The sequence below is a fragment of the Pseudomonas sp. KK18 genome (assembly GCF_037094675.1).
Lineage (GTDB): Bacteria > Pseudomonadota > Gammaproteobacteria > Pseudomonadales > Pseudomonadaceae > Aquipseudomonas.
This window is the reverse complement of sequence record NZ_CP146605.1, coordinates 3,756,238-3,782,975: the sequence shown is the minus strand read 5'-3', so window position 1 is coordinate 3,782,975 and position 26,738 is coordinate 3,756,238. Positions and strand designations below refer to the sequence as shown.

At 64.5% G+C, this 26,738-nt stretch carries 16 protein-coding genes; 12 read left to right on the top strand and 4 right to left on the bottom strand.

Going from position 1 to position 26,738, the window contains the following annotated elements; genetic code table 11:
- Positions 1–219: 219 nt before the first annotated feature.
- The 9 genes from V6607_RS17140 to V6607_RS17100 are packed head-to-tail and all read left to right on the top strand — an operon-like array spanning position 220 to position 17,774.
- The gene (locus V6607_RS17140; RefSeq protein ID WP_003218428.1) at positions 220–1,872 is read left to right on the top strand and encodes an AMP-binding protein; all 1,653 of its coding nucleotides are present in this window, start codon (positions 220–222) and stop codon (positions 1,870–1,872) included.
- Positions 1,865–3,613 (top strand): ABC transporter ATP-binding protein, encoded by a 1,749-nt coding sequence (locus V6607_RS17135; RefSeq protein ID WP_134326687.1) that lies wholly within the window; start codon positions 1,865–1,867, stop codon positions 3,611–3,613. The genes V6607_RS17140 and V6607_RS17135 overlap by 8 nt, the downstream gene beginning before the upstream one ends.
- Positions 3,610–5,367: an ABC transporter ATP-binding protein gene (locus tag V6607_RS17130; RefSeq protein ID WP_134326686.1), complete on the top strand. Its 1,758-nt coding sequence runs from the start codon at positions 3,610–3,612 to the stop codon at positions 5,365–5,367. Before V6607_RS17135 ends, V6607_RS17130 begins: the two co-directional genes overlap by 4 nt.
- Positions 5,357–8,764: a non-ribosomal peptide synthetase gene (locus tag V6607_RS17125; protein WP_134326685.1), complete on the top strand. Its 3,408-nt coding sequence runs from the start codon at positions 5,357–5,359 to the stop codon at positions 8,762–8,764. The genes V6607_RS17130 and V6607_RS17125 overlap by 11 nt, the downstream gene beginning before the upstream one ends.
- Positions 8,761–14,184: a non-ribosomal peptide synthetase gene (locus tag V6607_RS17120; RefSeq protein WP_003218420.1), complete on the top strand. Its 5,424-nt coding sequence runs from the start codon at positions 8,761–8,763 to the stop codon at positions 14,182–14,184. Before V6607_RS17125 ends, V6607_RS17120 begins: the two co-directional genes overlap by 4 nt.
- Positions 14,181–15,269 carry a saccharopine dehydrogenase NADP-binding domain-containing protein gene (locus V6607_RS17115; protein ID WP_023658858.1) on the top strand — a complete coding sequence of 363 codons (1,089 nt, stop codon included), beginning with the start codon at positions 14,181–14,183 and terminating at the stop codon, positions 15,267–15,269. The genes V6607_RS17120 and V6607_RS17115 overlap by 4 nt, the downstream gene beginning before the upstream one ends.
- Positions 15,266–16,045 (top strand): alpha/beta fold hydrolase, encoded by a 780-nt coding sequence (locus V6607_RS17110; protein ID WP_003218418.1) that lies wholly within the window; start codon positions 15,266–15,268, stop codon positions 16,043–16,045. Before V6607_RS17115 ends, V6607_RS17110 begins: the two co-directional genes overlap by 4 nt.
- 12 nt (positions 16,046–16,057) lie before the next feature.
- The gene (locus V6607_RS17105; RefSeq protein ID WP_003218417.1) at positions 16,058–16,372 is read left to right on the top strand and encodes an isochorismate lyase; all 315 of its coding nucleotides are present in this window, start codon (positions 16,058–16,060) and stop codon (positions 16,370–16,372) included.
- Positions 16,365–17,774: an isochorismate synthase gene (locus tag V6607_RS17100; protein ID WP_134326684.1), complete on the top strand. Its 1,410-nt coding sequence runs from the start codon at positions 16,365–16,367 to the stop codon at positions 17,772–17,774. The genes V6607_RS17105 and V6607_RS17100 overlap by 8 nt, the downstream gene beginning before the upstream one ends.
- Positions 17,775–17,821: 47 nt before the next feature.
- Here V6607_RS17100 and efeO (V6607_RS17095) read toward each other — a convergent pair whose 3' ends face one another.
- Genes efeO (V6607_RS17095) through efeU form a run of 4 tightly spaced genes read right to left on the bottom strand, consistent with a single transcriptional unit; the run spans position 17,822 to position 22,051 of the window.
- Entirely contained in the window at positions 17,822–18,640 is an 819-nt protein-coding gene (gene efeO, locus V6607_RS17095) for an iron uptake system protein EfeO (RefSeq protein WP_003218415.1), read from the bottom strand.
- A 27-nt stretch (positions 18,641–18,667) separates the two neighbouring features.
- Positions 18,668–19,975, bottom strand: coding sequence for an iron uptake transporter deferrochelatase/peroxidase subunit (gene efeB / locus V6607_RS17090; protein WP_003218414.1), 1,308 nt, complete (start codon positions 19,973–19,975; stop codon positions 18,668–18,670).
- 14 nt (positions 19,976–19,989) lie between these two features.
- A complete protein-coding gene (gene efeO / locus V6607_RS17085) occupies positions 19,990–21,192 on the bottom strand; it encodes an iron uptake system protein EfeO (RefSeq protein WP_102604984.1) in 1,203 nt (400 codons plus the stop codon).
- Positions 21,193–21,202: 10 nt separating this feature from the next.
- A complete protein-coding gene (gene efeU, locus V6607_RS17080; protein ID WP_003218412.1) occupies positions 21,203–22,051 on the bottom strand; it encodes an iron uptake transporter permease EfeU in 849 nt (282 codons plus the stop codon).
- Positions 22,052–22,219: 168 nt separating this feature from the next.
- Between efeU and V6607_RS17075 the strand changes: the two genes are divergently transcribed.
- The 3 genes from V6607_RS17075 to V6607_RS17065 all read left to right on the top strand — a co-directional run bounded on the left by V6607_RS17075 (position 22,220) and on the right by V6607_RS17065 (position 26,632).
- Entirely contained in the window at positions 22,220–23,242 is a 1,023-nt protein-coding gene (locus tag V6607_RS17075) for an AraC family transcriptional regulator (protein ID WP_134326683.1), read from the top strand.
- Positions 23,243–23,431: 189 nt separating this feature from the next.
- Positions 23,432–24,862, top strand: a complete 1,431-nt coding sequence (locus V6607_RS17070) for a glutamate decarboxylase (protein WP_134326682.1) — start codon at positions 23,432–23,434, stop codon at positions 24,860–24,862.
- A gap of 69 nt (positions 24,863–24,931) precedes the next feature.
- Positions 24,932–26,632 (top strand): hypothetical protein, encoded by a 1,701-nt coding sequence (locus V6607_RS17065; protein WP_043224664.1) that lies wholly within the window; start codon positions 24,932–24,934, stop codon positions 26,630–26,632.
- Positions 26,633–26,738 lie beyond the last annotated feature (106 nt).

The following is a 26,738-nucleotide window of genomic DNA, read 5'->3' as shown; positions in this document are numbered from 1 at the left end:
GTAGCGCAATCAAAAGAAAAAGCCGCGCAAACGAATGTCCTGCCGGTTGCCGTGCTGCGGCTTTTGCCTATTAATAATCACTCTCATTTCCGCAGCCCTTGGCGACTCATGGATGAACCGCTCAATGACCCATTCTCCCTAGCCCTTTTCACCCTTGCCCCGCAGGCCTTTTGTTCACGGCATCGGCCCCTTATTGCCGAAAAAAACTCTGGAGACCCCATGACTATCATTGACGACTGCCCCGATTGGCCCGAAGCGTTTGCCCAACGCTATCGCGACGCAGGCTATTGGCGCGACGAGACCTTTGGCGACCTGCTGCGCAACGCCGCCCGCACCTTTGGCGAGCGTGAAGCGATCACCGATGGAACGCTGCGGGTGAGCTATCGCCAACTGGATCAACGGGTCGATCAACTGGCCGGCGGGTTCTCCCGGCTGGGGTTGGTGGCAGGGGACAACGTGGTGGTGCAACTGCCGAACTGCGTGGGTTTTGTCGAAGTGTGCTTCGCCCTGTATCGCCTCGGCGTACGGCCAATCTTTGCGTTACCGGCCCATCGTCATCTGGAAATCGGCCGCTTCTGCGAGTTTGCCCAGGCCAGGGCATACCTCTGCGCTGACGTCACGGCAGGTTTTGATTATCGGGGCATGGCCCGTGGCTTGAAGGCGGCCCATGGCGACCTTGCGTGGGTGATCGTGGCCGGTGAGGCTGAAGAATTCATCGCGCTCGAAGACCTTTATCTGGACGACCCGCAGCCAACCTTTTCTGCGCCGCCCGCGGATGCCGTCGCGTGTTTCCAGTTGTCCGGTGGCTCCACCGGCGTGCCGAAACTGATCCCGCGTCGCCACAATGAATACCTCTACAACGTGCGGACCAGCGCCGAACGTTGCGGCCTGACCGACGCCACGGTGTACCTCGCCGCGCTGCCCATGGCCCATAACTTTCCCATGTGCTGCCCGGGGTTCATGGGCACCTTGCTGATGGGCGGCCGTGTGGTGCTGAGCGGCTCGCCAAGCGCCGAAACCTGCTTCGCCCTGATCGAGCATGAACGCGTGACCCATACCGCGCTGGTGCCGCCACTGGTGCTGGTCTGGCTGGATGCCGCCCAGGCGCGCGGGCAGGGCCTGCCAGGATTGCAACTGCTGCAAGTCGGCGGCGCCAAACTGAGCTTCGAGGCTGCCCGCCGCGTGGAACCCACCCTCGGCTGCCGCTTGCAGCAAGTGTTCGGCATGGCCGAGGGGCTGATTTGCTATACCGACCCCAACGACCCACCGCAACGAGTCCTGCACACCCAGGGCAAACCCATGTCCCCGGGCGACGAAATCCGGGTGGTGGACGACAACGAACAGGACGTGATACAGGGCCAGGTCGGCCAATTGCTGACCCGTGGTCCGTACACGATTCGCGGTTACTACCGCCACCCTGCGCACAACGCCCAGGCGTTTACCACTGACGGTTTCTACCGCACCGGCGACCGGGTAATGCTCACCGACGACGGCTACCTGATGGTCGAAGGTCGCGACAAGGACGTGATCAACCGTGGCGGCGAAAAGATCGCCGCCGAAGAAGTCGAAAACCTCCTGCTCAGCCATCCTGCCGTCGCCGATGTGGCCTTGGTGGCGATGCCGGACGCCTACCTCGGCGAACGCACCTGCGCCTTCGTGATTCCCCGTGGCACGGCACCGCGCCCGCCGGAACTGCTGCGCCATCTGCGTGAGCAAGGGTTGGCGGCCTTCAAGCTGCCGGACCGCTTCGAATTTATCCCCGGTTTCCCGCAAACCGGCGTGGGCAAGGTCAGCCGCAAGCACCTGCGGGAGGCTATCCAGCAGCTGTATTTCGGGGCAAAACAACCTGAGGGAAGCGCCGCCCGTGGCTGATCAAGACTCGCTGCGTGAACTGCTCGCGCCTGTACGTGGCCGGTTGATCTGCGCCATGCTGCTGCAAGCCCTGGCGACCCTGATCGGCCTGCTGCCGTTGATCGCGGTGGCGGAGTTGGCGCCGTCGTTGCTGGACGGAAAACTCGATCTGCACGATGGGTTCTGGTGGTTGTTGGCCGGTGCGGGCGCTTTGCTGTTGCGCATGCTCGGGCTGGCTGCCGCCTTGCAGATGACCCACCTGGCCGACAGCGACCTGCAACGCCAGGTTCGCCAACGGCTGGCCGCGCATTTGGCGCGGGTTCCGCTGGCTTGGTTCAGCGCCCGTGGTGGGCAAAAAGTCGACCGTGTTTTGCTCGACGACGTAGGTGCGCTGCATCAACTGGTGGCGCACTTGCCAAACAACCTCGCCGCCGCATTGGTGGCGCCCCTGGCGTGCCTGTTGTACCTGCTGACGGTAAGTGTGCCGATGACCGTTGTGGTGCTGCTGCCTCCAGCGCTGGCGCTGTGGCGACTGCGAGCCTTGCGCTCCCAGGCTTATCGGGATGACCAGAAGGCACTGGGCGCCGCGCTGGGCAACCTGTCCCTGGCCACCCAGCAGTTTGTGCAGAGCATCGCCATGGTCAAGTCATTCGGCCGGGCCGATCGGGTGCAGTCAAAGTTCTTCGGTGCGGTGGAACGTTTCGCCAGTTTCTTTTCCTGCTGGGCCCAACGCTGGGCCGGGCTTGGGGCGAGTGTCGAGGTGCTGCTTTCGCCGTTGCTGGTGCTGGCCCTGGTGCTGTTGGGCGGTGCGTCGCTGGTGGCTGGCGGTTGGCTGATGCCGGTGCAACTGCTGCCGTTCCTGCTGCTGGGGCCGGCCCTGGCAGCGCCGGTCGCGGCCGTCGGGCATGGTGCGGATGCACTGGTGCAGGGCCGCATGGCCGCCAGCCGTATCGCCACCGTGCTCAACAGCGCGACGTTGACGCAACCTCGCGAATCCCGCGAGCCCAAGGGCCGCCAGGTGAGCTTTGAAGGCGTGGACTTTCGCTACCCCGACGGCACGCAGGTGCTGCATGACATTGACCTGGATCTACCGCCCGGCACGCTGACCGCATTGGTGGGCGACTCGGGCGCCGGCAAATCCACCCTGGCCACTTTGCTTGCGCGCTTTGCCGATGTGAGTGCCGGGGCGATCCGCATCGGCGACGTCGACCTGCGGGACATGCACAGCGCCACCTTGTATCGCCAGGTCGCCTTTGTGTTCCAGGATGTGCGCCTGCTGCGCACCAGCGTCCTCGACAACCTGCGCCTGGCGCGCCCCGACGCCACGCAAATCGAGGTGGAAGCCGCCGCCCGGGCCGCGCAGATTCACCAGCGCATCCTCGCGCTGCCCCAGGGTTATCACACCGTCCTCGGAGCCGGCGTGCAACTGTCCGGCGGTGAAGTGCAACGCCTGGGCATTGCCCGGGCGATGCTCAGTGAAGCGCCGATCCTGATTCTCGATGAAGCCACCGCCGCCAGTGATCCTGAATCCGAAGCCGCGATCCAGCAGGCGCTGTCTCGCCTGGCCCGTGGCCGCACGGTGCTGGTAATCGCCCACCGCTTGAGCAGCATCCAGGACGCCGACCAGATCGTCGTGCTGCAAGGCGGGCGGATTGTCGAGCGCGGTACGCATCACGGCTTGCTGGACCAGCAGGGCACTTACGCCGGGCTGTGGGCCGCTGAGCAGTTTTCGGCGGCCGCACTGAAGAGGGCACGGGCATGATTCGCGCGCTGTTACGCAGCCTGCAACCCCGTGAAGCCGGCTTGTTGCGGCGTGCGCTGATGGCGATGGCGTTGAGTGCGTTGGCCCAGGGCGCAGCGTTGGCGTTGTTGCCGATAGCGTTTGCCCAGTGGTTCGGCAACACCACGCCCTGGGCCTGGGCCATCGGTTTCACCGGCATGGCCTTGTTGTGCCTCTGGCTGCGCCGGTATGCCCAACTGGCGGGCTATCGCGCCGGTGCCGAAGCAGCCCAGGCGTTGAACCGACGCATTGGTGACAAGCTGGTGCAACTGCCGCTGGAATGGTTTGTGGAGCGGCGCAGCGCTGAACTGAATCGCCTGGTGACTCACACCGTGCTGCAAATCATGAGCACCCCGGCGCACCTTTTGCAGCCAATGGCCAATGCGCTGTTGACGCCTTTGGCACTCCTGCTGGCGCTGTTTTTCTACGACCGCTCCATGGCGTTGGCGGCACTGGCCGCGTTGCCGTTGCTGGTGCTGGTGTACCACTGGGGCGTGCGCTGGGGCGGGCAAGCTGAAGCACTGAGCGAAGCCGCAGCCAATGAAGCGGCGGCCCGGGTGATGGAGTTTCTGCGCCAGCAACCGTTGCTGCGCTCCAGCGGGCGCACCGAGCAAGGTTTCGACCTGCTCACCGAGGCCCTGGCCCAGCAGCAACAGGCACAGCGTCACGCCCACTGGCGCACTTTTCCCGCCGCGCTGGGTTTGGCGGTGGTGTTGCAGGCCGGCTACAGCGCCATCCTGTTATGCGGCCTGTATGCCGTGTTGGGTGGCACCCTCGATGCGGCGAAGTTCCTGGCGCTGGCGATTCTCGCCACCTGCCTGGTGGAGCCAATGGGCGCGCTGGTCAACCTCGGTACCACGTTGCGCCAGACCCGCCACGGCTTGAATCGCCTGCGCCACCTGCTGCAGATGCCGGGGTTGCCTGAGCCTCTCGAACCCCAACCTGCCCTGGGTTACGACGTGCAAGTGCGGGACGTAGGACTGGTCCGCCAGGGCCAGGCGATCTTGCAAGGCATCGACTTCACGTTGCAGGAGCGTTCGCTGAACCTGGTGGTGGGGGCGTCCGGCTCCGGCAAGTCCAGCCTGTTGCGCCTGCTGGCGCGCTTCAGCGATGTAAGCAGTGGCGCGATTCACCTCGGCGGTGTCGACCTGCGGCAACTGTCGGCCCTGGCCCGAGATACCCAGGTCGCCTTGATGTTCCAGGACAGCCCGCTGTTGCCGGGCAGCCTGCTGGACAACCTGCTGCTGGGCCGCCCCGACGCCAGCGAAGAGCAATGGCAGCACGCCGCCCGCGCCACCGGCCTCGACCGCCTCGCCGAGCGCCTGCCCCAGGGCTGGCACACCGTGCTGGGCGAGCAGGGCGTCAGCCTGTCCGGCGGCGAGCGCCAATGCCTGGCGTTGTCGCGGGTGTTGCTCAAGGACGCGTCGCTGATCCTGCTGGACGAGCCGACCGCCGCCCTCGATGCCATCAGCGAGGCGCGGGTCAATCGGACCCTGTTGCAACTGGCCCGCCGGCACACGGTGGTGCTGGTCACCCACAAACCGACCTTGGCGCCCCATGCCGACCAGATTCTGCTGCTCGACCACGGCCAGTTGGCCCAGGTCGGCCGCCATGACGCGTTGATGGCCACGCCCGGCCGTTACCGCGAGTTGTTCCACGAGCGCGAAGCGATCAATCGCTGGCGCTTGCGCCCAGACCCTACCGTTCCCCAAAGGACCGTCCCCCATGACCGATAACCCATCACTGGCATGCGTTCATCCTGCACCCGGCGGCCTCGCACACAGCCCCGAGGCGCTGTGCGCCGGTGTCGCGCAGTTGCTCGACTATGCCCCCCAGGACCTGGAGCCCGATGCCTCGCTGATCGAGCAGGGCCTGGACTCGGTGAGCATGATGCGCCTGCCGGCCTTGCTCGCCCGCGAAGGTGTGCAGGTGAGCTTTGCCGAACTGATTGAGCAGCCGACCCTTGAGGCCTGGTGGTTGCTGATCGACCGCCGTCGCGGGCAGGCGACGCACCTCAAGCCCGTCGCCGCCGACAACGATTTCGCCCTCACACCGTTGCAGCAGGCTTATTGGTTTGGTCGCGACCCGGCCATGCCGCTGGGGGGCGTTGGCTGTCACCTGTATCAGGAGCTGGACGGGTATCAGGTCGACGCTCAACGCCTGGAAAGCGCGGTGATGCGCCTGACTCACCGCCATCCCATGCTGCGCGCCTGTTTCCCGAACGCCACTTGCCAGCGCGTGCTGCCGACCAGCCCGTGGCCTGGGTTGACCGTGCATGAACGGCCGGATGAGTTGGCCTTGCGTGAGCGCCTGGCCCACCGCTGCCTGGATGTGCGCCAGGGCGAGGTGTTTGATGTGCAACTCAGCCGCTTGCCCGACGGCCGCAGCCGGGTGCACCTGAACATCGATTTGCTGGTGGCGGACGTCCTGAGTATCAGCGTACTGCTGCGGGATCTGGCGCTGATCTACAGCGGGCAAGAGGCGCAGCTGCCACGTCTGGAATGGGATTTTGCCCACTACCTGGGCGCCACCCGAACCAGCGATGCCGGCGCGCGGGACTACTGGCTGCAACGTCTGGATGACCTGCCCGACGGCCCGCAACTCCCCTTGGCACACGAGCCGCAATCCCTCGGCCCGCCGCGTTTTCGTCGCCTGGCGATGCGCCTCGGCCGCGCGCAGTTGCGAGCCCTGGAAGACCAGGCCCGCCAACACGGCCTGACCCTGGCCAGCGTGCTGTGCTGCGCCTATACCCAAGTGCTGGGCCGCTGGAGCGCCAGCCAGCATTTCCTGTTGAACGTGCCGCTGTTCAACCGCCAGGAGCTGCACCCCTGCGTCCCGCATCTGCTGGCGGATTTTTCCAACCTGGTGCTGCTGGAGATCGACCAGCGCCAGGCGGGTTCTTTCGCGCAGCAGGCGCAAGCCCTGCAACGCCAACTGCACCGCGACATCGCCCACAGCGCCTGGCCTGGTGTGGAAGTGCTGCGTGAGTTGTCCCGCACCCGGCAAGGCGGCGTCCCCGTAGTGTTTGCCTGCAACCTTGGCGAAGCGTTTGTCGACGCCACTTGCCGGCAGCACCTGGGCGAACCGGGCTGGGCCTTGTCGCAAACGCCCCAAGTGTGGCTTGACCACCAGAGCTATCCGCTGCCCGATGGCCTGTTGCTCAACTGGGACGGGGTAGATGCGCTGTTCCCCGAAGGCCTGCTGGACGAAATGTTCACCGCCTATGGCGACCTGCTGGCGTGGCTGTGTACCGGTGACTGGCGCCAACCCGCGCCGCTGCCGTTGCCCCAAGGCCAGCAAGAGGTCCGTGCAGCGGTCAACCACACGCCCTGGGCCTATGACAAAGGCTTGCTGCACGATGGCTTTTTCCAACAGGCGCAGGTGCACCCGCAGCGGGTGGCATTGATCACCGAGGACGCTGAGTTGAGTTACGCCGAGCTGGCGGCCCAGGCCCTGCAAGTGGCAGGTGCCCTGCGCCAGTGGGGGATTGAACCGGGTGATACGGTGGCGATCACCTTGCCCAAAGGCCAGGCGCAAATCGTTGCGGTGCTCGGCATATTGGCGGCGGGCGCGGTGTATGTGCCGGTGGGTATCGAACAGCCGGCAGCCCGTCGCGACATGATCTATCAACGCGCCGGAGCCAAGGTGGTGATCACCGATACGGCCCACCGTGATCGCGGTGTATGGCTGGCGGACTTGCAAGTGGTGGACCTGGCCCAGGCGCGTTCGGCCAGGGCCCTGAAACAACCGATCGAGGTGGCGCCGGACGCACTGGCCTATGTGATTTTTACCTCTGGCACTACCGGCGAACCCAAGGGCGTCGAGGTTTCCCACCAGGCGGCGCTGAACACCGTCGCCGCGATCAACCGGCGTTATCAGGTGGGCGCGGATGACCGTGTGCTCGGGGTTTCCGCCCTCGATTTCGACCTGTCGGTGTACGACCTGTTTGGCCTGCTGAGTGTCGGTGGCGCCGTGGTGCTGCCAGCGGATGCGCGGCGCAAGGAGCCGTCCGAATGGTTGCGGCTGATCCGCCAGCAGCGCGTGACCCTGTGGAACTCGGTACCGGCGTTGCTCGACATGCTGACCCTCAAGGCCCGCGAGCCGAATGCCCTGAGCGGATTACGCCTGGCGATGGTCTCGGGTGACTGGGTCGGGCTGGACCTGCCACGCCGCCTGCGATTGGCAGCCGGCGAAAGCGCCCGGTTCGCCGCTCTCGGCGGCGCCACTGAAGCGGCCATCTGGTCCAACGTCCAGGACGTCGACGAAGTGCCGGCTCACTGGCTCTCGATTCCCTACGGCAAACCCCTGGATAACCAAAGCTTTCGAGTCGTCGACAGCCAGGGCCGCGATTGCCCGGACTGGGTGGCGGGGGAGCTGTGGATCGGCGGCGCCGGGGTTGCCCAGGGCTATCGTGGCCTGCCGCATCTCAGCGCCCAACGCTTCGTCGAGCACGCCGGGCAACGCTGGTACCGCACCGGCGATCAGGGCCGTTATTGGCCCGACGGCAGCCTCGAATTTCTCGGGCGTATGGACCAGCAGGTCAAGGTCCGTGGCTTCCGCATCGAACTCAGTGAGATCGACGTGGCCCTGGAACGCCATCCGGCCGTCAGTCGTGCCGTCACCCTGGTGTTGCCCGGGGCCAACCCGCAGTTGGCAGCAACCCTGATGGGCGACGCGCTGCCGGATGCCGAAGCCATGCGCCAGTGGCTCTGCCAATGGTTGCCGGAACACATGTTGCCGGACCACTGGCTGAACCTCACCGAACTGCCCCTGAGCGCCAACGGCAAGGTCGACCGCGCCGCACTGCTGTGGCTGGTGCAGGAGCAACGCCAGGGCGCCAGACCCGAGCATGAAGACGCGCCTCAAGGCGAAGCCGAACAACTGTTGGCCGGGCTCTGGCGCGAATTGCTCGACATTCCCCTGGTGGGACGCAACCAGGGCTTTTTCGCCCTCGGCGGCAACAGTCTGTTGGCCGCTCGCCTGATCGAACGTATCGCCCGACAGTTCGACGTCGAGCTGTCGCTGAAGGACTTTTTCAACGCGGCCACCGTCGCCCGCCAGGCCCAATGGCTTGTCGCCCGACGAGAACAGGACCACGTCAACCGGAACGCAATGGTGGAGGGTGCGCTATGACACTGCAGCAACTGCAACAGGACCTCGAAGCACTGGGTGTGGAACTCTGGGAAGAGCAGGGCCGCCTGCGCTACCGGGCGCCCGCCGGGGTGATGGATGAAGGCCGCCTGCAACAATTGCGCGAACACAAGGACGCGTTGTTGCAGCAATTGATGGAACCGGTGATGCCCACCGTCTCGGCCGACCTGGCTGCCCGCAGCGAACCGTTTCCGCTGACCGACGTGCAGGCCGCTTACCTGATGGGCCGCACCCAGGCATTCAGCTACGGCGGGGTGGCGTGCCACGGTTACCTGGAATTTGAACTCAGGGAACTGGACCCGGCGCGCCTGGAGCAGGCATGGAACCATCTGATTGCGCGTCACGACATGCTGCGGGCGGTGGTGCTGGAAGACGGCTACCAACAAATCCTGCCCCAGGTGCCGCATTACCTGATCGCCCGGCATGACCTGCGCGAAGACGACGGCCGTGCACTGGCCGCTCTGCGCGAACGCATGGAAATTCGCCTGGCGTCGCCCCAGCAGTGGCCGCTGATCGAGTTGTGCGTCAGCCAGGGCCGTGAACATGCGCGCCTGCATCTCTCAGTGGATCTGCTGGTGTGCGACTACCAGAGCGTGCGCATGCTGTTGGCCGAGTTGCAGCAGGTCTATCGTGGCGAAGCCTTGCCGCCGGCGGCGCCCATCAGTTTTCGCGACTACGTACTGGGCGAGCGCCGGTTGCGGGAACAGCCGCGTTACCAGCGTGACCGCCAGTACTGGTGGGCGCGGGTCGACAGCCTGCCCGGTGCTCCGGAATTGCCCATGCAGGGCGCTCCCAGCGGACCGCGTTTCGAGCGCCGCGCCCTGAACCTGGAGGCCCGGGATTTCAACGCCCTGCGCCTGAATGCAGCGGCGGCCGGCGTGGGTGCGTCGGCGGCGATTCTTTCCTGCTATGCCGAAACCCTGGGGCGCTGGAGCCGCAAGGGGCATTTCTGCTTGAGCCTGACCTTGCTCAATCGCCTGTCGCTGCACCCGCAGGTCGATCGGCTGGTGGGGGATTTCAGCTCGGTGGAATTGCTGGAAGTCCAGACCCTGCAAGGCGGCAGCTTTGGTGAACGCAGCCAGCAGTTGCAGGAGCGACTGTGGCAAGACATGGACCACCGCCTGTGTTCCGGCATTGAAGTACTGCGCGAACTGGCGCGGCGCAAAGGCCGTGATGCGGCCTTGATGCCCTATGCCTTCACCAGCACCCTGGGCGCCGGTGGCGAAAGTGGCGGCGGGGCATTTATGCCCGGCGCAGAACTGGTGCACGGCATCAGCCAGACCCCGCAAGTGTTGATTGATTGCCAGGTCAGCGAGCGCGACAACGGCCTGTTCATCAATTGGGACATTCGCCAGGGCGTGTTCAATGAGGCCATGCTGGAAGCGATGTTCGACACCTTCGAACGTCTGCTCAAGCGCTTGGCGCGGGAGCCTTCGGCCTGGACCCTGGACGATTGCCTTGAACTGCCGGCACCCCAGCGACTGGTGCGGGAGTTGATCAACCAGACGGCGCAGCCGATTCCCCCAGGCTTGCTGCATGAACCGTTCTTTCGCCAGGCCCGGGCGCAACCCCAACGTGTCGCCCTGATCCAGGGCGCGCGACAGCTCACTTACGCGCAACTCGCCGCCCGTGCCGAGGCGATTGCCGAGCAGTTACTGGATGGCGGTTGCCAGCCCGGCGAGCGGGTCGCGGTATGCATGGAAAAAGGCATCGACCAGGTGGTCGGTGTACTCGGGATCTTGCGGGCCGGCGCGGCGTACCTGCCGCTGGACACTAATCAGCCGATGGCGCGGCGCGCGTTGATTCTTGAGAACGCCGAGGTCAGCCGGGTGCTCAGCCAGTCGTGGTTGAGCGAGGACGTGGCCTGGCCCGCCCAGGTGACCCAGTGCATACCCGTTGATCAGGCCGCAGCCAGTGCCGGACGTGAACTGCCGGCGCCGCAGGTGACACCGCAACAACTTGCCTACGTGATCTACACCTCCGGCTCCACCGGGATTCCGAAGGGTGTGATGATCAGTCACCAGGCGGCCCTCAACACGGTGGTGGATATCAATCAGCGCTTCGCCATCGGCGCCGAAGACCGGGTACTCGCCTTGGCCAGCCTGGGCTTCGACCTCTCGGTGTACGACATCTTCGGCCTGCTGGCCGTAGGTGGCGCCCTGGTGTTGCCCGACGCCGGACGCCGCGCCGACCCGTCCCACTGGGCCGAATGCGCCCGCGAGCACGGTGTGACCCTGTGGAACTCGGTGCCCGCGCAGTTGCAGATGCTTGCCCATTACCTGCAAGCCGTGCCGGCCGCGGCACCTCAGAGCCTGCGCCTGGCCTTGCTGTCCGGCGACTGGATCCCGCTGAACCTGCCCGCCGAAATCGCTGCGTTGTTGCCTGAGCTCCAACTGATCAGCCTGGGCGGCGCCACAGAAGCGGCGATCTGGTCGATTGCCTATCCAATCACCGAGGTGGACGCACAATGGCGCAGCATTCCCTACGGCGCGCCGCTGGCCAATCAACGCTTCATGGTGCTCGACGAACAAGGCCGCGATCGCCCGCAAGGCGTTGCCGGTGAGCTGTTCATCGCCGGCACGGGGTTGGCGATGGGGTACCTGGGGGACGCGGAGAAAACCGCCGAGCGTTTTATCGAGCATGCCCACAGCGGCGAGCGGCTGTACCGCACCGGCGACCTTGGGCGCTACCTTGAAAGCGGGTTGATTGAGTTCCTTGGCCGTGAGGATTTCCAGGTCAAGGTTCGCGGGCATCGCATCGAGTTGGCGGAAGTCGAAAGTGCCTTGCTCAGTCATCCTCATGTCGAATCGGCCGTGGTGGTCGCTGCGGGCGAGGGCGCGTTCGAGCGGCGTTTGCAGGCCTGCGTGCGCGGGACTTTGCGTGATACTCCATTGCCTTGGCCGACCCGGTTGGCACCCAACGCCTTGGCGGCGGCCAACGGCGTGAAAGGCCAACTGACGGAAGCGCTGATTACGCAGATGTCCGATTGCGTCGAGCGTGCCGCGTTGCTCTCCATGGGCCTGGCCCTGCAACGCCCGGGGCTGTTTGATCAACCGGGCGTCGAGCACGACCTGGCCCAGATCATGAGCCTGTGCGAAGTGGCGCCACGCAACGAACGGCTGATCCGCCGCTGGCTGCAAGCGCTGCATCGCGAACAACTGGTAGACCGCAACCCAGGCACCGGCGCCTATTCGTCACTGCGGGTCTCGGGTGCTGAATACCGTCAGCTGTGGCAGCGCATCGAGGCGCTGGAACCGAGTGTGGGCTGGGGCGGTGAAGTGCTGCGCTACCTGCGGGAAAGCCAGGAGCAATTGCCTGCCCTGATGAGCGACCGGCTCGACCCGTTGCACTTGCTGTTTCCCGAAGGCCGTACCGACACCGCCGAAGGCGCCTATCGCAAGAACCTGATCAGCCAGTACCTGAACCAGGCGGTGTGTGCGGCGGTGCAGGAAATCGCCGCACTGCAACCGGCGGGCTGGCGTCTGCAGTTGCTGGAAATCGGCGCAGGCGTGGGCGGCACCAGTGCCGACCTGATTCCGGCCCTGGACGGCTTGGCGGTGGACTACCAGTTCACCGACCTGTCGCAGTTTTTCCTCAACGAAGCGCGGGAGCATTTCGTCGAGTTTCCGTGGGTCAGCTACGGGCTGTTTGACCTGAACCTCGACCACTGGGCCCAAGGCATCGCCGCCAACTCCCTGGATGTGATTCTGTGTGCCAACGTGCTGCACAACTCGCGGCATGCCAGCCAGGTACTCGCCCGGCTGCGGGAAATGCTCGCCCCCGGCGGCTGGCTGATCTTTATCGAAGCCACCCGCGACACCTACCAGATCATGGCGTCCATGGAGTTCAAGGAGGGCCTGACCGCGTTCGAGGATTTCCGCGCCGAGCAGGACACCACGTTCATCCGCCGCGAGCAGTGGCAGCAACTGTTGCAGGAAGCCGGCGCGCAGACGCCGCTGTGCATGCCGGCAGCTGACGATGCGATGTCACAGATCGGCCAGCACCTGTTCATCACGCGCTTCAAGACCGAGCGCCAGACCCTTGAGCCGGAGGCGTTGCGCGCGCATCTGGGCCAGCGCCTGCCGGATTACATGGTACCCACCGAGTGGCGGGTACTGGATGAAATGCCGCTGACGGTCAACGGCAAAGTCGACCGCCAGGCGTTGGCCAACCTCGGCATGGCCCAGGCCACGCAACAGGCCAACAGCGGGGCTGCACCGCTGGATGCGCTGGAGCGCAGTATCGCAGAGGTCTGGCAAACCCTGTTGCGGGTGCCCAGTGTGGGCCGTGAACAGGGCTTCTTTGAGTTGGGCGGTGATTCATTGCTGGTGGCGCAGGTGGTTGGTCGCCTGCGGGAAAGCCTGCCCCAGGCCCGTAACGTGCCCTGGGGGGATTTGCTGCGCCAGTTGATCAACCAGCCCACCGTTGCGGCCCTGGCGGATTACCTGCGGGGGCAGGGCAGCGAGAGCCTGTCGCCGCTGGTGCGGATTCGTGAGGAGGCGCAAGGCCCGGCGCGGATCTTTGTCCATGATGGCAGCGGCACCCTGGCACCGTATCGCGCGCTGTTTGCTGCACTCGGGGAAGAAGCGCCACTGGAGGGGCTGGTGCTCAATGATGTACCGGGTTACCTGGCTCTGGCACCGGCTACGGCGATTCGTGAACTGGCCGAGCGTTATGCCGACACCTTGCACGCCGAAGGCCGGCGCCAGGTGAGCATCGTCGGTTATTGCCTCGGCGGGTTGCTGGCGACGGAGCTGGCGTCATGCCTCGCGGCGAGGGACATCGAGGTGCTGCAACTGACAGTGATCAGCAGCTACCGCGTGCCGTTCATGATCGAGGATGACCTGCTGGCGGAGTACGTGTTCGCCCGCGTGATGCAGGCCGACCCGCACACCCTGGGTTACCCGGTGGATGAACAGGCGATGGAGCGGGCGATTGCCAAGGTGCTGCGCCAAACTCCGGGCCGCGTGCCCCAAGGTGCGTTGCTGGCGCTGCAGGATGAGCCCGACTGTGCCACGGCCCTGGCCTGCCTGCGGGCCCTGGCATCCAAGTCGGCAGATGAGCGCTTGCAGGCAATTGCAGACGCGATGCGCCACGCCGGCTCGCAACTGAGCGACCTGGACTGGCTGCGCGAGCAACTGCAGGTGCTGCGCCACAGCCTGGCCGCCGTCGCCTTGCATCAGGCCACGCCTTACGACGGTGACATGGTGTTTATCCGCCAGTGCGGTGAAGTCCAGGTACTGCCCGGCATGCACCGCGACATGAGCCAATACTGGCAGGCCCTGTGCCTTGGCGAATTGCAGGTGGTGGACGTGCCGGGCGACCACTTCAGCTGCATGCAGAGCCCCCAGGTCGAAGCCGTGGCCCGCGCGTTCGAACGGCTGGCGCAGGTGGCGGCGTGAGAGTCGGGATTGTAGGCGGCTATGGGCATGTCGGTCGGCAGGTTGCGCGGGTGCTGGTCGGTCATTGCCGCTTGCGCCTGGGCGGTCGCGACCCTGGGCAAGGGCAGCGTTTTAACGACGGCGAGTTGAACGGGCAGGCCGAGATCCGTGAAGTGGACCTGTGGGACGCCCAAAGCCTGGCGGCGTTTTGCAGCGGCTGCGACCTGCTGATCAATTGCGCGGGCCCCAGCTACCAGGTGCTCGACCGGGTGGCGCTGGCCGCTTTGGCCAGTGGCGCCGATTACATCGATGTCGGCGGCGATGATCCGCTGCATCAGCTGCTGCCCGCTCAGTTGCCGCCGGGTCGTCGTGTGGTGTTATCAGCCGGCATGTTGCCCGGGCTGTCGGGGTTGTTTCCCAAGGTGCTTGCGGCGTCGTTCGAGCGCGTCGATGCCGTGCATTGCTATGCCGTCGGACTTGGGCGGTTGTCGACAACGGCGGCCGAGGACTTTCTATTGAGCCTCGGCAACGGCTATGGCCAGGCCTCGATGGGCTGGTGCGATGGCCGTGCAATCAAGTCCGCCGTACTCGTCGATGAACACTTCGAGCGACCCTGGCTGGTGGGCGGTCCCGTAACGGCCCACCCGTATCTAACCACTGAGCAACAGCGCTTGTTTACTGACTTGCGGGTGCGCGAAGCCCAGGCCTACAACCTGTTCGACGGCGGCCACCTGCGGGCCGCACTCGGGCGCATTCAGGGCTCGCCACCGGCTCTGCGACACACGGCAGAGAACATTGCCGCCCTGGTACAGGCCAGTGCGCTGGACCTGGCAGGGCGCACGCCTTACCAGTTGCTCGCAGTCGAAATGGCAGGCCTGCAACACGGCGAACCGCAGCAGGCCACCGCCTGGTTGCGTGCCGCCGACGGCTCGGCGTTGACCGGCACAGTGGCGGCAATCTGCGCCCTGCAACTGGCCAAACTGCCCGAAGGCACGCACTACGCTGCCCAGGTGATGGACGCCGATGACTGCTTGCGCCAGGTGCTGCGCTGGTTGCCGCAGACCCGGATCCACGTCACCACTGAACTGGAGGAGGGCGTGTTATGAAGAAAATCCCCAGCCCATGGCTGCGACGTTACCCGCAGCATCAAACGCCGCGTTGCCGATTGGTCTGCCTGCCCCACGCCGGCGGCAGCGCGGGATTTTTCAGCGGTTGGCAGGCACTGTTGCCGGCTGACATCGAACTGGTCAGCGTGCAATACCCCGGCCGCGAAGAGCGCCTGAGTGAAACCTGGCCCGGCAGCCTGGAATGGATGGCGGGCACTATTACCCGGGCGCTGTGGGACCTGTCCGACCGGCCGCTGGTGCTGTTCGGCCACAGCATGGGTGCGGCGCTGGCCTATGAGGTGACGCGGCGCCTGAACCGCCAGGGCAAGGACCTGCAACGGCTGATCGTCTCCGCCCATCCGGCCCCTCACCGGCAACGTCACAGCCAATTGCACCAGGGCCCGGATGCCGGTCTGCTGGCGGATGTGCGGCGCCTGTCGGGTGGTGCGCCATCACCCCTGGACGAACCCGAGATGCAGGCACTTTACCTGCCCGCATTGCGCAATGATTACCGCCTGATCGAAAACTACTGCGGCGATATCAGCGAGCTGCTGGACGTGCCCGTGAGCGTATGCCTGGGCAGCACCGACCGCGAAGTCGATCGGGAGGAAGCCCATGCCTGGTCGGAAGTGACGCGCCAGGTCACCGACTTTCGAACCTTCAACGGCGGGCATTTTTACCTGCGCGACAGCCAGGCCGACCTGATCGAGCACCTGGAACTGTTGCTGGGCAGCCCCGCCGAACCGGCGTGGCAGTGCTGGCCGTCGACCCCATGACCGGAGAATCCTATGAAAACACCTGAGCAGTGCAGCGGGCTGGAAGACGTCCGCCTGGGTATCGACACGTTGGACGAACAGATCATCCGCGCTCTCGGCCAGCGGTTGGCCTATGTGAAAGCTGCGGCGCAGTTCAAGCCTGACGAAGCCAGCATCGCCGCCCCCGAGCGGGTGGCCGCCATGCTGCCCCATCGCCGCCGCTGGGCCGAGCGCGAAGGGTTGGACCCGATGTTCGTGGTCCCGCTGTTTGCGCAGATCATCCAATGGAATATCGACCAGCAAGTGCGCCACTGGCGCCAGCAGCATCAAGGAGCGGAGCATGAGTGAACGTCTGCCGGGATTGCTTCAGGCGCTGACCGAGGGCGAACGCCTGGCGCGCGAGAAGGGCGGCGCAGTGCTGGTGGTGTTCAGCCTGGCCTCGGAGCGCCTGGACCCGCTGCGGTTATTTGCCGCCAACCGCCAGGTACTCGGGCAAAGCCTGTTCTGGTCAAGTGACCGGGGCGCACTGGCCATGGCCGGCTTTGGTTGTACCGAGGAAATCAGCCCCGGGGCCGATGACCGCTTCAACGCCAGTGCCCTGGCGTGGCAGGCGTTGCTCAGCCAGGCCCATCAGGTGGGGCCGCGCCAGCCGTTGCTGTGTGGCGGCTTTGCGTTTGACCCGAAGGGCCCACGCTCGCTCAAATGGCAGTCATTCGCCGCCACCTCCCTGGTGCTGCCGCGCATCTTGCTGCTGCGGGAAGCCGAGCAACATCATGTGATCTTCAGCCAGTGGCTGGAGCCCGGGGCGGACGCGGTGCGTTGCGCCCAGAGCCTGGAAACCCAGTGGACGTTGCTTCTGTCCCGCTACGCCAGTGCGCCATGCCAGGAGATTCCCCTCGGCACACCGAGCGACGAAAACACCATCAGCGCGCAGCAATGGCAAGACACCGTGGCGACGGCCGTGCAGCGCATCAACGCCGGCGACCTGCGCAAGGTGGTGCTGGCCCGCGAAGTGCGGTTGACCACCTCACGGACGATCCCCTGTGGCCCGCTGCTGGAAAACCTCAAGGCGGCCTATCCCCAGGCGTACCTGTTTGCGTTCAGCCGTGGTGACAGCTGCTTTCTCGGCGCAACGCCGGAGCGGCTGGTGCGGGTGACTCGTGGCACGCTGAACACGGTGGCGTTGGCCGGTACTTGCCCGCGTGGTCGTCACGAGCAGCACGATGCCGAACTTGGCCAGGCCTTGATGGACAGCCCCAAGGACCGCCACGAACACACCCTGGTGGTTCAAACCCTGCGCGAAGCATTGCAGCCCTATTGCGCGATGCTCGACATTGCCAGCCAGCCGCAGTTGCACCGGCTGGCCAACGTGCAGCACCTGTTGACGCCGGTGATGGGCCGCTTGCATCCCCAGGTGCAATTGCTGCAACTGGTGCAGGCCCTGCACCCGACGCCGGCGGTGGGTGGCTTGCCGCGACGTGAGGCGATGGCCTATATCCGAGAGCACGAGCAGCTCGACCGTGGCTGGTACGCAGCGCCAGTGGGCTGGATGAATGCGCAGGGTGATGGTGAATTTGCCGTGGCGTTGCGCTCGGCGTTGATCAGAGGCTGTGAGGCGCACCTGTTCGCCGGCTGCGGCATTGTCGCCGAGTCGGATCCCGGGAGTGAGTACGAGGAAACGTGCTTGAAGCTGCGGACTATCCGCGATGCCTTGCGGCCTTCGGACGGAGTGCAGGTGGCGTCAGCCTGAGGAAGGCTCTCGCCCGGCAGGCCGGGCGAGAGCATGCAGCGTCTGGATCAGTTCAAGCCAAGCTTGCCACGCAGTGTGGACAGGTCTTCCGCCAGGGTATTGACCGGGCCAACCAGGGCTTTGCGGTCGGCTTCCTTGACCTTGTCGTAGGTCTCGAAACCGCCATCCTTGGTTTTGTACTTGGCCAGGATCTTGTCCACGGTGGCGAAGTTCTTGTCGACTTTGGCAACGAAGGCCTTGTCTTGCTTCTCGATCTGCGGACGGAACAAGTCGACGATTTTCTTCGCGCCGTCGATGTTGCCCTGGAAGTCATACAGGTCGGTGTGGCTGTAGCGGTCTTCTTCACCGGAGATCTTGGTCGCGGCGACTTCTTCCAGCAGGGCAGCAGCGCCACCGACGACTTTTTCCGGCGGGAAGGTCAGGCCGTCCACGCGGGTTTTCAGGTCCAGTACGTCGCTGTTGAGCTTGTCCGCCAGGGCGTCGAGGCCTTTGGTGGTGTTCTCGGAGAACAGGCTGTACTCGATGCGGTGGAAGCCGGTGAAGTCTTCGGCTTTCACGCCTTTCTCGTGGTCGTCCACACGGGAGTCGATGGAGGCGTCGAGGTCGCTGAACAGTTCGGCGATCGGCTCGATCGACTCATAGTGCACGCGGGTTGGCGCGTACAGCTTCTTGGCGGTGGCCAGGTCGCCTTTTTTCACGGCGTCGGTGAACGCCTGGGTCTGGGTGACCAGCTCGCCGATTTCTTCGGTGACGTAAATCTTGTAGTCCGACACCGGCCCTACCAGGTCCAGCGGCGCGGTGGCGGCGAAGGCGGCCAGCGGCGAAAGGCTCATTAACAACGACAATGCGAGAGACGACTTCTTCATGGGACGATTTCCGCTCTGGGGTTTGTTTTAGGTTTTGGCAGTGGTTTGTGGATGTGTCGCATCAAGCAGCGTGCGCCCGATGAAGTCCTGGGCCCCGGTGACGCCTGGCAAGGTGAAGAAGTAACCGCCGCCAACCGGCTTCAGGTATTCCTCCAGAGGCTCGCCGTTGAGCCGGGTTTGCACGCTGATAAAGCCTTTCTCCAGGTCAGCCTGGTAGCAGATGAACAACAGCCCCATGTCCAGCTGACCGTTTTTGTTGACGCCGTTGGAGTAGTTGAACGGCCGGCGCAGGATCAGGTTGGCCTGGGTCTGTGCAGTACGCGGGTTGGCCAGGCGGATGTGGGCATCGAGCTTGGTCAACTTGCCTTCCGGGTCCTTGCTGTAGTCCGGGACCTGGGTTTCTTTCTGGCCATCCATGGGCGCGCCACTGGTCTTGATCCGGCCAATGATGCTTTCTTGCTCTTGCAGCGGGGTGCGGTCCCAGCGTTCGACGAAGTTGCGGATGATCCGCACCGCCTGGTAGCTGCCATTGGCGGCCCAGGCCGGTTCGTCGCTGCCTGGCTGGACCCACACAATCTGATCCATCGCCTTGTTGTCGTTGGAGTTCGGGTTGGCCGAACCGTCGCGAAAACCGAGGAAGTTGCGCGCGCTTTGTGCCGGCTCGCCGGGGCGGGCTGGGGCCTGGGGCGGCACGCTGCCTTCCTGCTTCCAGCGCACCAGCAGCAGGTCCGGCAGGTTTTTCACGATATCGCGCAGGGCGTGGATATTGGTGTCCGGGGTGTTGGAGCTGAACTGCAGGCTCAGGTCGCCGTGGCACTGCGCCGGTTCCAGTGCATCGTTGGGGAAACCGACCATGCGGATCAGGCGCTTGGGCTTGGCCGCGGCCAGGCCGAAGCGTTCGTCGAACAGCGACTCGCCCACCGATACGGTGATGGTCAGGTTGTCCGGTGTCACCACCGGGCCGAGGATGCCGGAGTCGGTGGGGGGCAGTTTCGGGTCGACTTGCACCACGGTGCCGCCGGTCATCAGGAATGCGATGCGCTCGTTCAGGGTGCGGAACAGCCGCTCCAGGTCCTCGCGGTCGCTGGCCAACACGTCGAATGACACCAACATGCCGCAGGCCGGGCGCGGAGTGACGATGCCGGTCTGGTGCTTGCCATGGAAATCGTGGTGGTCCTGGGTCTTTTCACTGCTTGGCGCGGTGGTCACCTGTGCCGCCGCGTTGGCAGCCATTGCCGGGCAGCTCAGGCTGCTGCCGGCAATGGCCGCGCCAGTGGCGGCCATACCCAGCAATACACGACGACGCTGGGCGGAAAATTGTTCTGAATCACTCATGTCTACGGTCGTCTTCACTTCAGGCCGGAAAGGCCAAGGGCGGGGTCGATTCCATCGAGTGCAACGGCCAGAGCCTTGGCCTTGTCGGCGATCTGCTTGCGCTGATCGGCGGTAACGCTGTCATACGAGGCGTAGCGGCCATCGACTTTCAAACCGTTGAGTTCGGCATCGAGGGCGTTGATCGCGCTGTCGATCCCCGGCAGCAATTGCGCGGCAGATTTGGTCAGCAGCGGGCGCATCAGGTCGACCACTTTGCGGGCGGCGTCCAGGTTGGCGGCGAAGCCGTTGAGGTCGGTATGGCTGTAGCGTTCTTCCTCACCGCTGGCGGCACGTACGTCGGCCAGGCTGTTGAGGTTGCGCACCACGATGCTCACCAGTTGCTCCGGCGGCAGCGACTGGGCCAGCAGCTGTTGCTTGAGGCTGGTGACGTCGGTGACCAGGCGCTGGGCAATCGGCGCCAGGCCGTCGAGATTGCGTTGCTGGAACAGGCCGTATTCGAGACGGTGGAAGCCGCTGAAGGCCGGGTCCTGCTCGCGCTTTTCAAAGTAGTCGGCGCGGGCGTTGATCGCGTTGTCCAGTTCCGCCAGGCGTTGCGAGGCCGGGGCCAGGCGCTGGTAAGCCTCGCGGGCCGGTACGTAAAGCGCCTGGGCCTGGGCGAGGTCGCCGGCTTCGATGGCTTGGTCCAGCGCGGTAACGGCCTTGACCAGGGCGCTACCCTGGCTGCTCAGGTACACGCGGAACTCCGACAGCGGGCCGATAAACGCGACCATCGACGGCTTGGCCTTGGCTTGGGCGTCAGACTCGGCAGTCGGTGTCACCTTCAAGGTGCCACGCGGGTTGCTCAGCAGGCCGCAGGTGATCTGGTAGTCGCCGGGCAGCAGGTTGGCGTTGATCACCTGGCTCAGGCCCGGGGCGATGTTCTCGCGCTCTTCGACCACCAGCACGCCGTCGAGGATTTCCCATTCCACGGCACGGTCCGAGCGGTTGATGATGCGGAAGCTGGCGCGTCCGGCCGGTACCGTCAGCGCATTCGGCTCGCAGCTGTGGGCGTGGATGGTGACGGCGATTTCATTGTGGTTGGCCTGGCGCTTGGAGGCGGCCAGTTGCGAGGCGTAGTAGAACAGGCCACCGGCGGCGATCATCACGACCACCGAGCCGCCCACCGCCCAGCGCAAGGCGCGGGAGGGCGGAGCCGGTTGAGGGGTTTGGTTGGACAAGAGGCGGTCCTTACTGGCTGGAAACGGAAGAGGTTGTGCGGGTAGCCGGCTTGCTCGGCGGCGCCGGCAGGAAGAACATCACCAGGGCCACCACCAGGTAAATCAGGTAGGCACCGAGGGTGCTGATGGTCGGGGCGTCCTGATAGCCGAACATGCCGGCCAGCACCGAGCCCAGCGGGCCATCCATCGGCAGCGTCGCGCTGAAATCGAACAGTACGGTTTGCAGGTGGTTCCATACCCCGGCTTCGTGCAGGGCTTGTACCGAGTTGGCGAGGATGCCGGCGGCCACCACCAGGATGAACAGGCCGGTCCAGCGGAAGAACGCACCGAGGTTCAGGCGCATGCTGCCGGTGTAGATCAGGAAGCCGACGATGATCGCCAGGATCAGGCCGAGCAGGGCGCCAATCGGCGCGCCCGGACCTTCGCTTTGCTGGAACACGGCCAGCAGGAAGAACACGGTTTCCAGGCCTTCACGGGCCACGGCGAAAAACACCATGGCGATCAGTGCGGTGACCTGGTGTTTGGAGCCGGCCAGGGCATGATCGAGGGATTCATGCAGGGAATGCTTGATGGAGCGCGCGACCTTGCGCATCCAGAACACCATGGAGCTGAGAATGCCCACGGCCACCAGGCCGACGATGCCTTCGAACAGTTCCTGTTGTTTCTGCGGGAATTCGGCACTCACCAGTTCCAGGCCACCGCCGACCAGCAGCGCGAGGGCCGCTGCCAGAAATACGCCGATCCACACTGCGGGCATGTACTGGCCACGGCCAGTTTGCTTGAGGTAGCTGGCGATAATGCCAACGATCAAGGCGGCTTCTATGCCTTCGCGCAGCATGATTAAAAAGGGAACAAGCATTCGGCACCGAATCGTCACTAGATAGGATGCTAAGTTGTAACATAATGATACTCATTACTAAACAGGGAATATTGACCTTTACTGAACCTTGACTGAACGGTGGTGGCAAACCGCATCCGACACTAGAATGCGCGGCATCGTCCCAGCCACCGGATTGCGCCATTCCCCATGTCGGAAAAAGACACGATTTCCATCCAACTGGTCCGCGAAGCCCTGTTGCAGAGCTGTGCGCCGGGTGCGGCGAGCGATGAAGTGTTGACCAAGGTCGGGATTGAGCCGGCACTGCTGGGCCAGCCAACCGCACGCGTCCCGGCAACCGCTTACGCACGCTTATGGCGCTTGCTGGCACGGCGAATGGACGATGAATTCTTTGGCATGGACCCGCGCAAGCTCAAATCCGGCAGCCTGGAGTTCCTCTGCCGGGCCTCAATGGCACAACCGAGCCTGGCCACTGCGCTGGAAACCGGCCTGGGGTTCCTGTCGCTGATGCTCGAGCGCATGCCGGCGCAACTGGTTCGCCAGCAGAGCCTCGCGGAAATCGTACTGTTGGAGCCGGAGCCAGCACCCAGGCGCGCCTTCACCTATTTCGCCTACTGGATGATCGTCCACGGCGTCGCCTGCTGGCTGGCGGGGCGCCGGATCCCGATCCTGGCGATTGAACTGCGTTGCCCGCAGCCGGACTTCTGCGACGACTACCAGGTGATGTTTTCCGACAACCTGCGCTTTGACCGGCCGCGTACCCGGATGATCTTTTCCGCCGACTGCCTCGACCTGCCGATCAAGCGCAGCCCGGAGGAGCTCAAGCGCTTCCTGGCCCATGCGCCCGCCAACATCCTGGTCAAATACCGCGACCCGGACAGCCTTGCCACCCGCATCAAGACCGACCTGCGGCACATGCCCGCCGACACCTGGCCGGAAACCGAAGGCCTGGCCGCATCCCTGTGCATTTCGGCCTCGACCCTGCGCCGGCGCCTGGCGGAAGAAGGGCAGACCTACCAGGGCCTCAAGGACAGCGTGCGCAAGGAGTTGGCGATCGTCTGGCTGGCCGATTCCGACATCAGCTTTGCCGAGATCGCCACCCGCCTGGGGTTTGCCGATGCCAGCTCGTTCTACAAGGCGTTTCGCAAGTGGTCGGGCTCCAACCCCGGGCACTATCGCAGCCTGATATTGAACGAAGCACTGAGCCAGTAGGTCACTGCCAGGCACCCCCGGCACGTTTGCCTGCTTGTCCACGCCTTTAATGATCTGGGTCACTTTCCTGCGCCGCCGTGCGTGTGATATTCGGCGCCACCGCTCCATCGTTCGTTTCCTGACGCAGCCTGATCGGCATTTGTCGCGATCAACGTCTACGCCATTTCCCTCATTCAAGAGCAGGATTTCATGGCACTTCACAGAACCGTAGAGACCCAGGACCAAGCCATCGAAGACGTCTATTCGAGTGGCTCCGCCCAGCACAAACTGCCCAAGTACCGCCTCCCGGACCACTCGACCACGCCGTCGGCCGCCTACAACCTGGTGCGCGACGAACTGCTGCTGGACGGCAATTCCCGGCAGAACCTGGCGACCTTCTGCACCACTTGGGTCGAGCCCGAAGTGCAGCAGTTGATGGCCGATGCCCTCGACAAAAACATGATCGACAAGGATGAGTACCCGCAGACGGCCGAGATCGAAAACCGTTGCGTGCACATCATTGCCGACCTGTGGCACGCGCCGAAATCGTGGCAAACCGTGGGTTGCTCCACCACCGGTTCCAGCGAAGCGGCGATGCTTGGCGGCCTGGCACTGAAGTGGAGCTGGAAGAAACGCCGGGAAGCGGCGGGGCTGCCCACCGACAAACCGAATTTCGTGTGCGGCCCGGTGCAGATCTGCTGGAAGAAATTCGCCCGTTATTTCGATGTGGAAATTCGCGAAGTGCCGTTGCGCGGTGACGCATTGGGCCTGCGCCCGGCCGACCTGCGGGAATATTGCGACGAAAACACCATCGGTGTCGTCGCGACCCTGGGCGTGACCTTCACCGGGATCTACGAACCGGTCGCAGCCCTGGCGGCCGAGCTGGACTCGATGCAACGTGACCTCGGCCTGGATATCCCGATCCATGTCGACGCGGCGAGCGGCGGGTTTATCGCCCCGTTCATCCAGCAAGAGCTGCAATGGGATTTTGTGATCGAGCGCGTCAAGTCCATCAACGCTTCCGGCCACAAGTACGGCCTGGCGCCGCTGGGCGTAGGCTGGGTTATCTGGCGCTCCACCGAAGACCTGCCGGAAGAGTTGATCTTCTACGTCGACTACCTGGGCGGCAACATGGCGACCTTTGCCCTGAACTTCAGCCGGCCCGGCGGTGAAATCATTGCCCAGTACTACAACTTCCTGCGGCTGGGGCGCGACGGCTACACGCGGATTCAACAAGCGTGCTCCGACACGGCGCAATGGCTGGCCTCGGAAATCACCAAGTTTGCCCCGCTGGAACTGGTGTACGACGGCAAGGATGGGCTGCCGGCGGTCTGCTACAAGCTCAAGGACGGCGTCGACCACGGCTTCAGCCTCTACGACCTGTCGGAGCGCGTGCGCATGCGCGGCTGGCAGATCGCGTCATACCCGTTGCCGTCCGATCGGCAGAGCGTCGTGGTACAGCGCATCCTCGTACGGCATGGCGTGAGCCGTGACCTGGTGGCGTTGCTGCTGGAAGACCTGCGCAAGGCCGTTGCCCACCTGCAGAAAAACCCGGTGGAGCATTCCGACGCGGGCCCCAGCTTCAGCCATGGCGCCATCGCCGACCCGGTCATCCCGGCCGACACCCCGAACCTCGACTGAACGCACTGAACACCCGCCGGGCCTCGAGGCCCGGTGCCTTTAGCGTTGCATCGCCAGGTACGAATCATCGTGACTGCCTTCTTTACTTTCCTGCACGACAACCCCTACATCCTGCTGTTCCTGGTGGTTGGCCTGTCCGTCTGGGTCGGGCGCGGCACCATCAAGGGTTATGGCCTGGGCGCGGTGGCCGGGGCCATCGTGATCGGCTGCGCGATTGCGACGTGGGCGTCTTACTACGGCGTGCATTTCGAACTCGATAACTTTACCAAGAGCCTGTTTTATTACCTGTTCATGTACGGCGTCGGGCTGCGGGTCGGGCCTTCGTTCATCAACAGTCTCAAGGGTGATGGCCTGAAATTCACCTTCCTGGCGATCCTGTCCTCGTTCCTCGGGCTGGGTATCGTGGTGCTCGGCGTGCGGCTGTTATCCCTGCCGGTGGGCGCGGCGGGCGGGATTCTTGCCGGTTCGCAAACCATGTCGGCGGCGATTGGCTCCGCCGAACAGGCGATTACCTCGGGCGTGGTGCCGCTGCCACCGGGCACCACGGCGGCGGCGGCCACCGCGATGATCGCCCTGTCTTACGGCATCACCTATATCTGGGGCACGGTCGGCATCATCCTGATCTGCAAATACCTGCCGCGCTGGTGGGGTGTGGATGCGCGCAAGGCGGCCAAGGCATTCGAGGTGGAGCACGGTGTGCCGAACGTCGACGATGCCGGGCTCAGTGGGTATCGGCCGTTTGACCTGCGGGCCTATCGCCTGGTGAACCCGGAGCTGGTGGGGCAGAGCATCGCGCAGTTTCGCCAGCGCTTTGCGTTGTACCAGATCGAGAACGTCGAGCGTGGTGAAGAGTTGCTGGGGGCTGATCCGACGCTGGTGTTGCAACTCGGCGATGTGATCGCCCTGGGCGGCAGCCTGGATGCGCTGACCGATCACATGGGCCTGATCGGGCCGGAAGTACCGGATGCCCGGGCGTTGAATATACCGCTGGATGAGGCGGTGATTCTGGTGACTCACAAGGATGCCGTGGGCAGGGCGCTCAAGGAATTCAGCCAGTCGCCGATTGCCGGGCAGGTGCAGTTGGTGGGGATTGAGCGGGGTGGAGCGCCGATTCCGGTGGGGCTGGAAACGCGGTTGCAGCGCCTGGATGTGATGCACTTGATTGGCTTGCGCAGTGCCATCGACAAGGCCACGGCGTTGCTGGGCAAGGCGGGGCGGGCGAGTACGGCGACGGATTTGCTGACGCTGTCGCTGGGTATGGTGCTGGGGTTGTTGATCGGGCTGATTCAGGTGCCGGCGTTCGGTGCGGCGGTGGGGCTGGGCAATGCGGGCGGGTTGCTGGTGTCGGGGATTATCGTCTCGTCGCTGGTGTCGCGGGTGCGGTTCTTTGGCAATACCCCGAATGCGGCGCGCAACATTCTCGAGGACATGGGGTTGATATTCTTTGTCGCGATTGTGGGGGTGAATGCCGGGGCTAATCTGGTTTCGCAGATTAGCGCGATCATTGCGTTGAAGATCTTTTTGCTTGGGTTCGTGGCTTGTACGATTCCACCGTTTATTGTTTGGGCTGTGGGTTTTCATGTGTTCAAGATCAACCCGGCGATTCTCATGGGCGGTGTTGCGGGGGCGCGGAGTCACTCGGGGCCGGCGCGGGAGGCGGCCAAGGAAATTGATAGCACGGTGCCGTGGATCGGGTTTCCGGTGGCGTATGCGGTGTCGGGGATTTTGCTCACGGTGTTTGGGTATTTTGCCATGGTGCTGGCGCGGTAGCTGTATTGGGTACATATCCGTTGCTGCGGTAACGGCCACTTATGGTTCCGCTCTTACAGCGGGTCACTTTTGGCAAACGCCCGGAATGCCGGCCCAGCCAAAAGTA

What these genes read in the sequence shown, in the direction of transcription:
- V6607_RS17140 (WP_003218428.1), top strand. Translation starts at nt 220, where the DNA reads ATGACTATCATTGACGACTGCCCCGATTGGCCCGAAGCGTTTGCCCAA.
- V6607_RS17130 (WP_134326686.1), top strand. Translation starts at nt 3,610, where the DNA reads ATGATTCGCGCGCTGTTACGCAGCCTGCAACCCCGTGAAGCCGGCTTG.
- V6607_RS17125 (WP_134326685.1), top strand. Translation starts at nt 5,357, where the DNA reads ATGACCGATAACCCATCACTGGCATGCGTTCATCCTGCACCCGGCGGC.
- V6607_RS17120 (WP_003218420.1), top strand. Translation starts at nt 8,761, where the DNA reads ATGACACTGCAGCAACTGCAACAGGACCTCGAAGCACTGGGTGTGGAA.
- V6607_RS17110 (WP_003218418.1), top strand. Translation starts at nt 15,266, where the DNA reads ATGAAGAAAATCCCCAGCCCATGGCTGCGACGTTACCCGCAGCATCAA.
- V6607_RS17105 (WP_003218417.1), top strand. Translation starts at nt 16,058, where the DNA reads ATGAAAACACCTGAGCAGTGCAGCGGGCTGGAAGACGTCCGCCTGGGT.
- V6607_RS17100 (WP_134326684.1), top strand. Translation starts at nt 16,365, where the DNA reads ATGAGTGAACGTCTGCCGGGATTGCTTCAGGCGCTGACCGAGGGCGAA.
- efeO (WP_003218415.1), bottom strand. Translation starts at nt 18,640, where the DNA reads ATGAAGAAGTCGTCTCTCGCATTGTCGTTGTTAATGAGCCTTTCGCCG.
- efeB (WP_003218414.1), bottom strand. Translation starts at nt 19,975, where the DNA reads ATGAGTGATTCAGAACAATTTTCCGCCCAGCGTCGTCGTGTATTGCTG.
- efeU (WP_003218412.1), bottom strand. Translation starts at nt 22,051, where the DNA reads ATGCTTGTTCCCTTTTTAATCATGCTGCGCGAAGGCATAGAAGCCGCC.
- V6607_RS17075 (WP_134326683.1), top strand. Translation starts at nt 22,220, where the DNA reads ATGTCGGAAAAAGACACGATTTCCATCCAACTGGTCCGCGAAGCCCTG.
- V6607_RS17070 (WP_134326682.1), top strand. Translation starts at nt 23,432, where the DNA reads ATGGCACTTCACAGAACCGTAGAGACCCAGGACCAAGCCATCGAAGAC.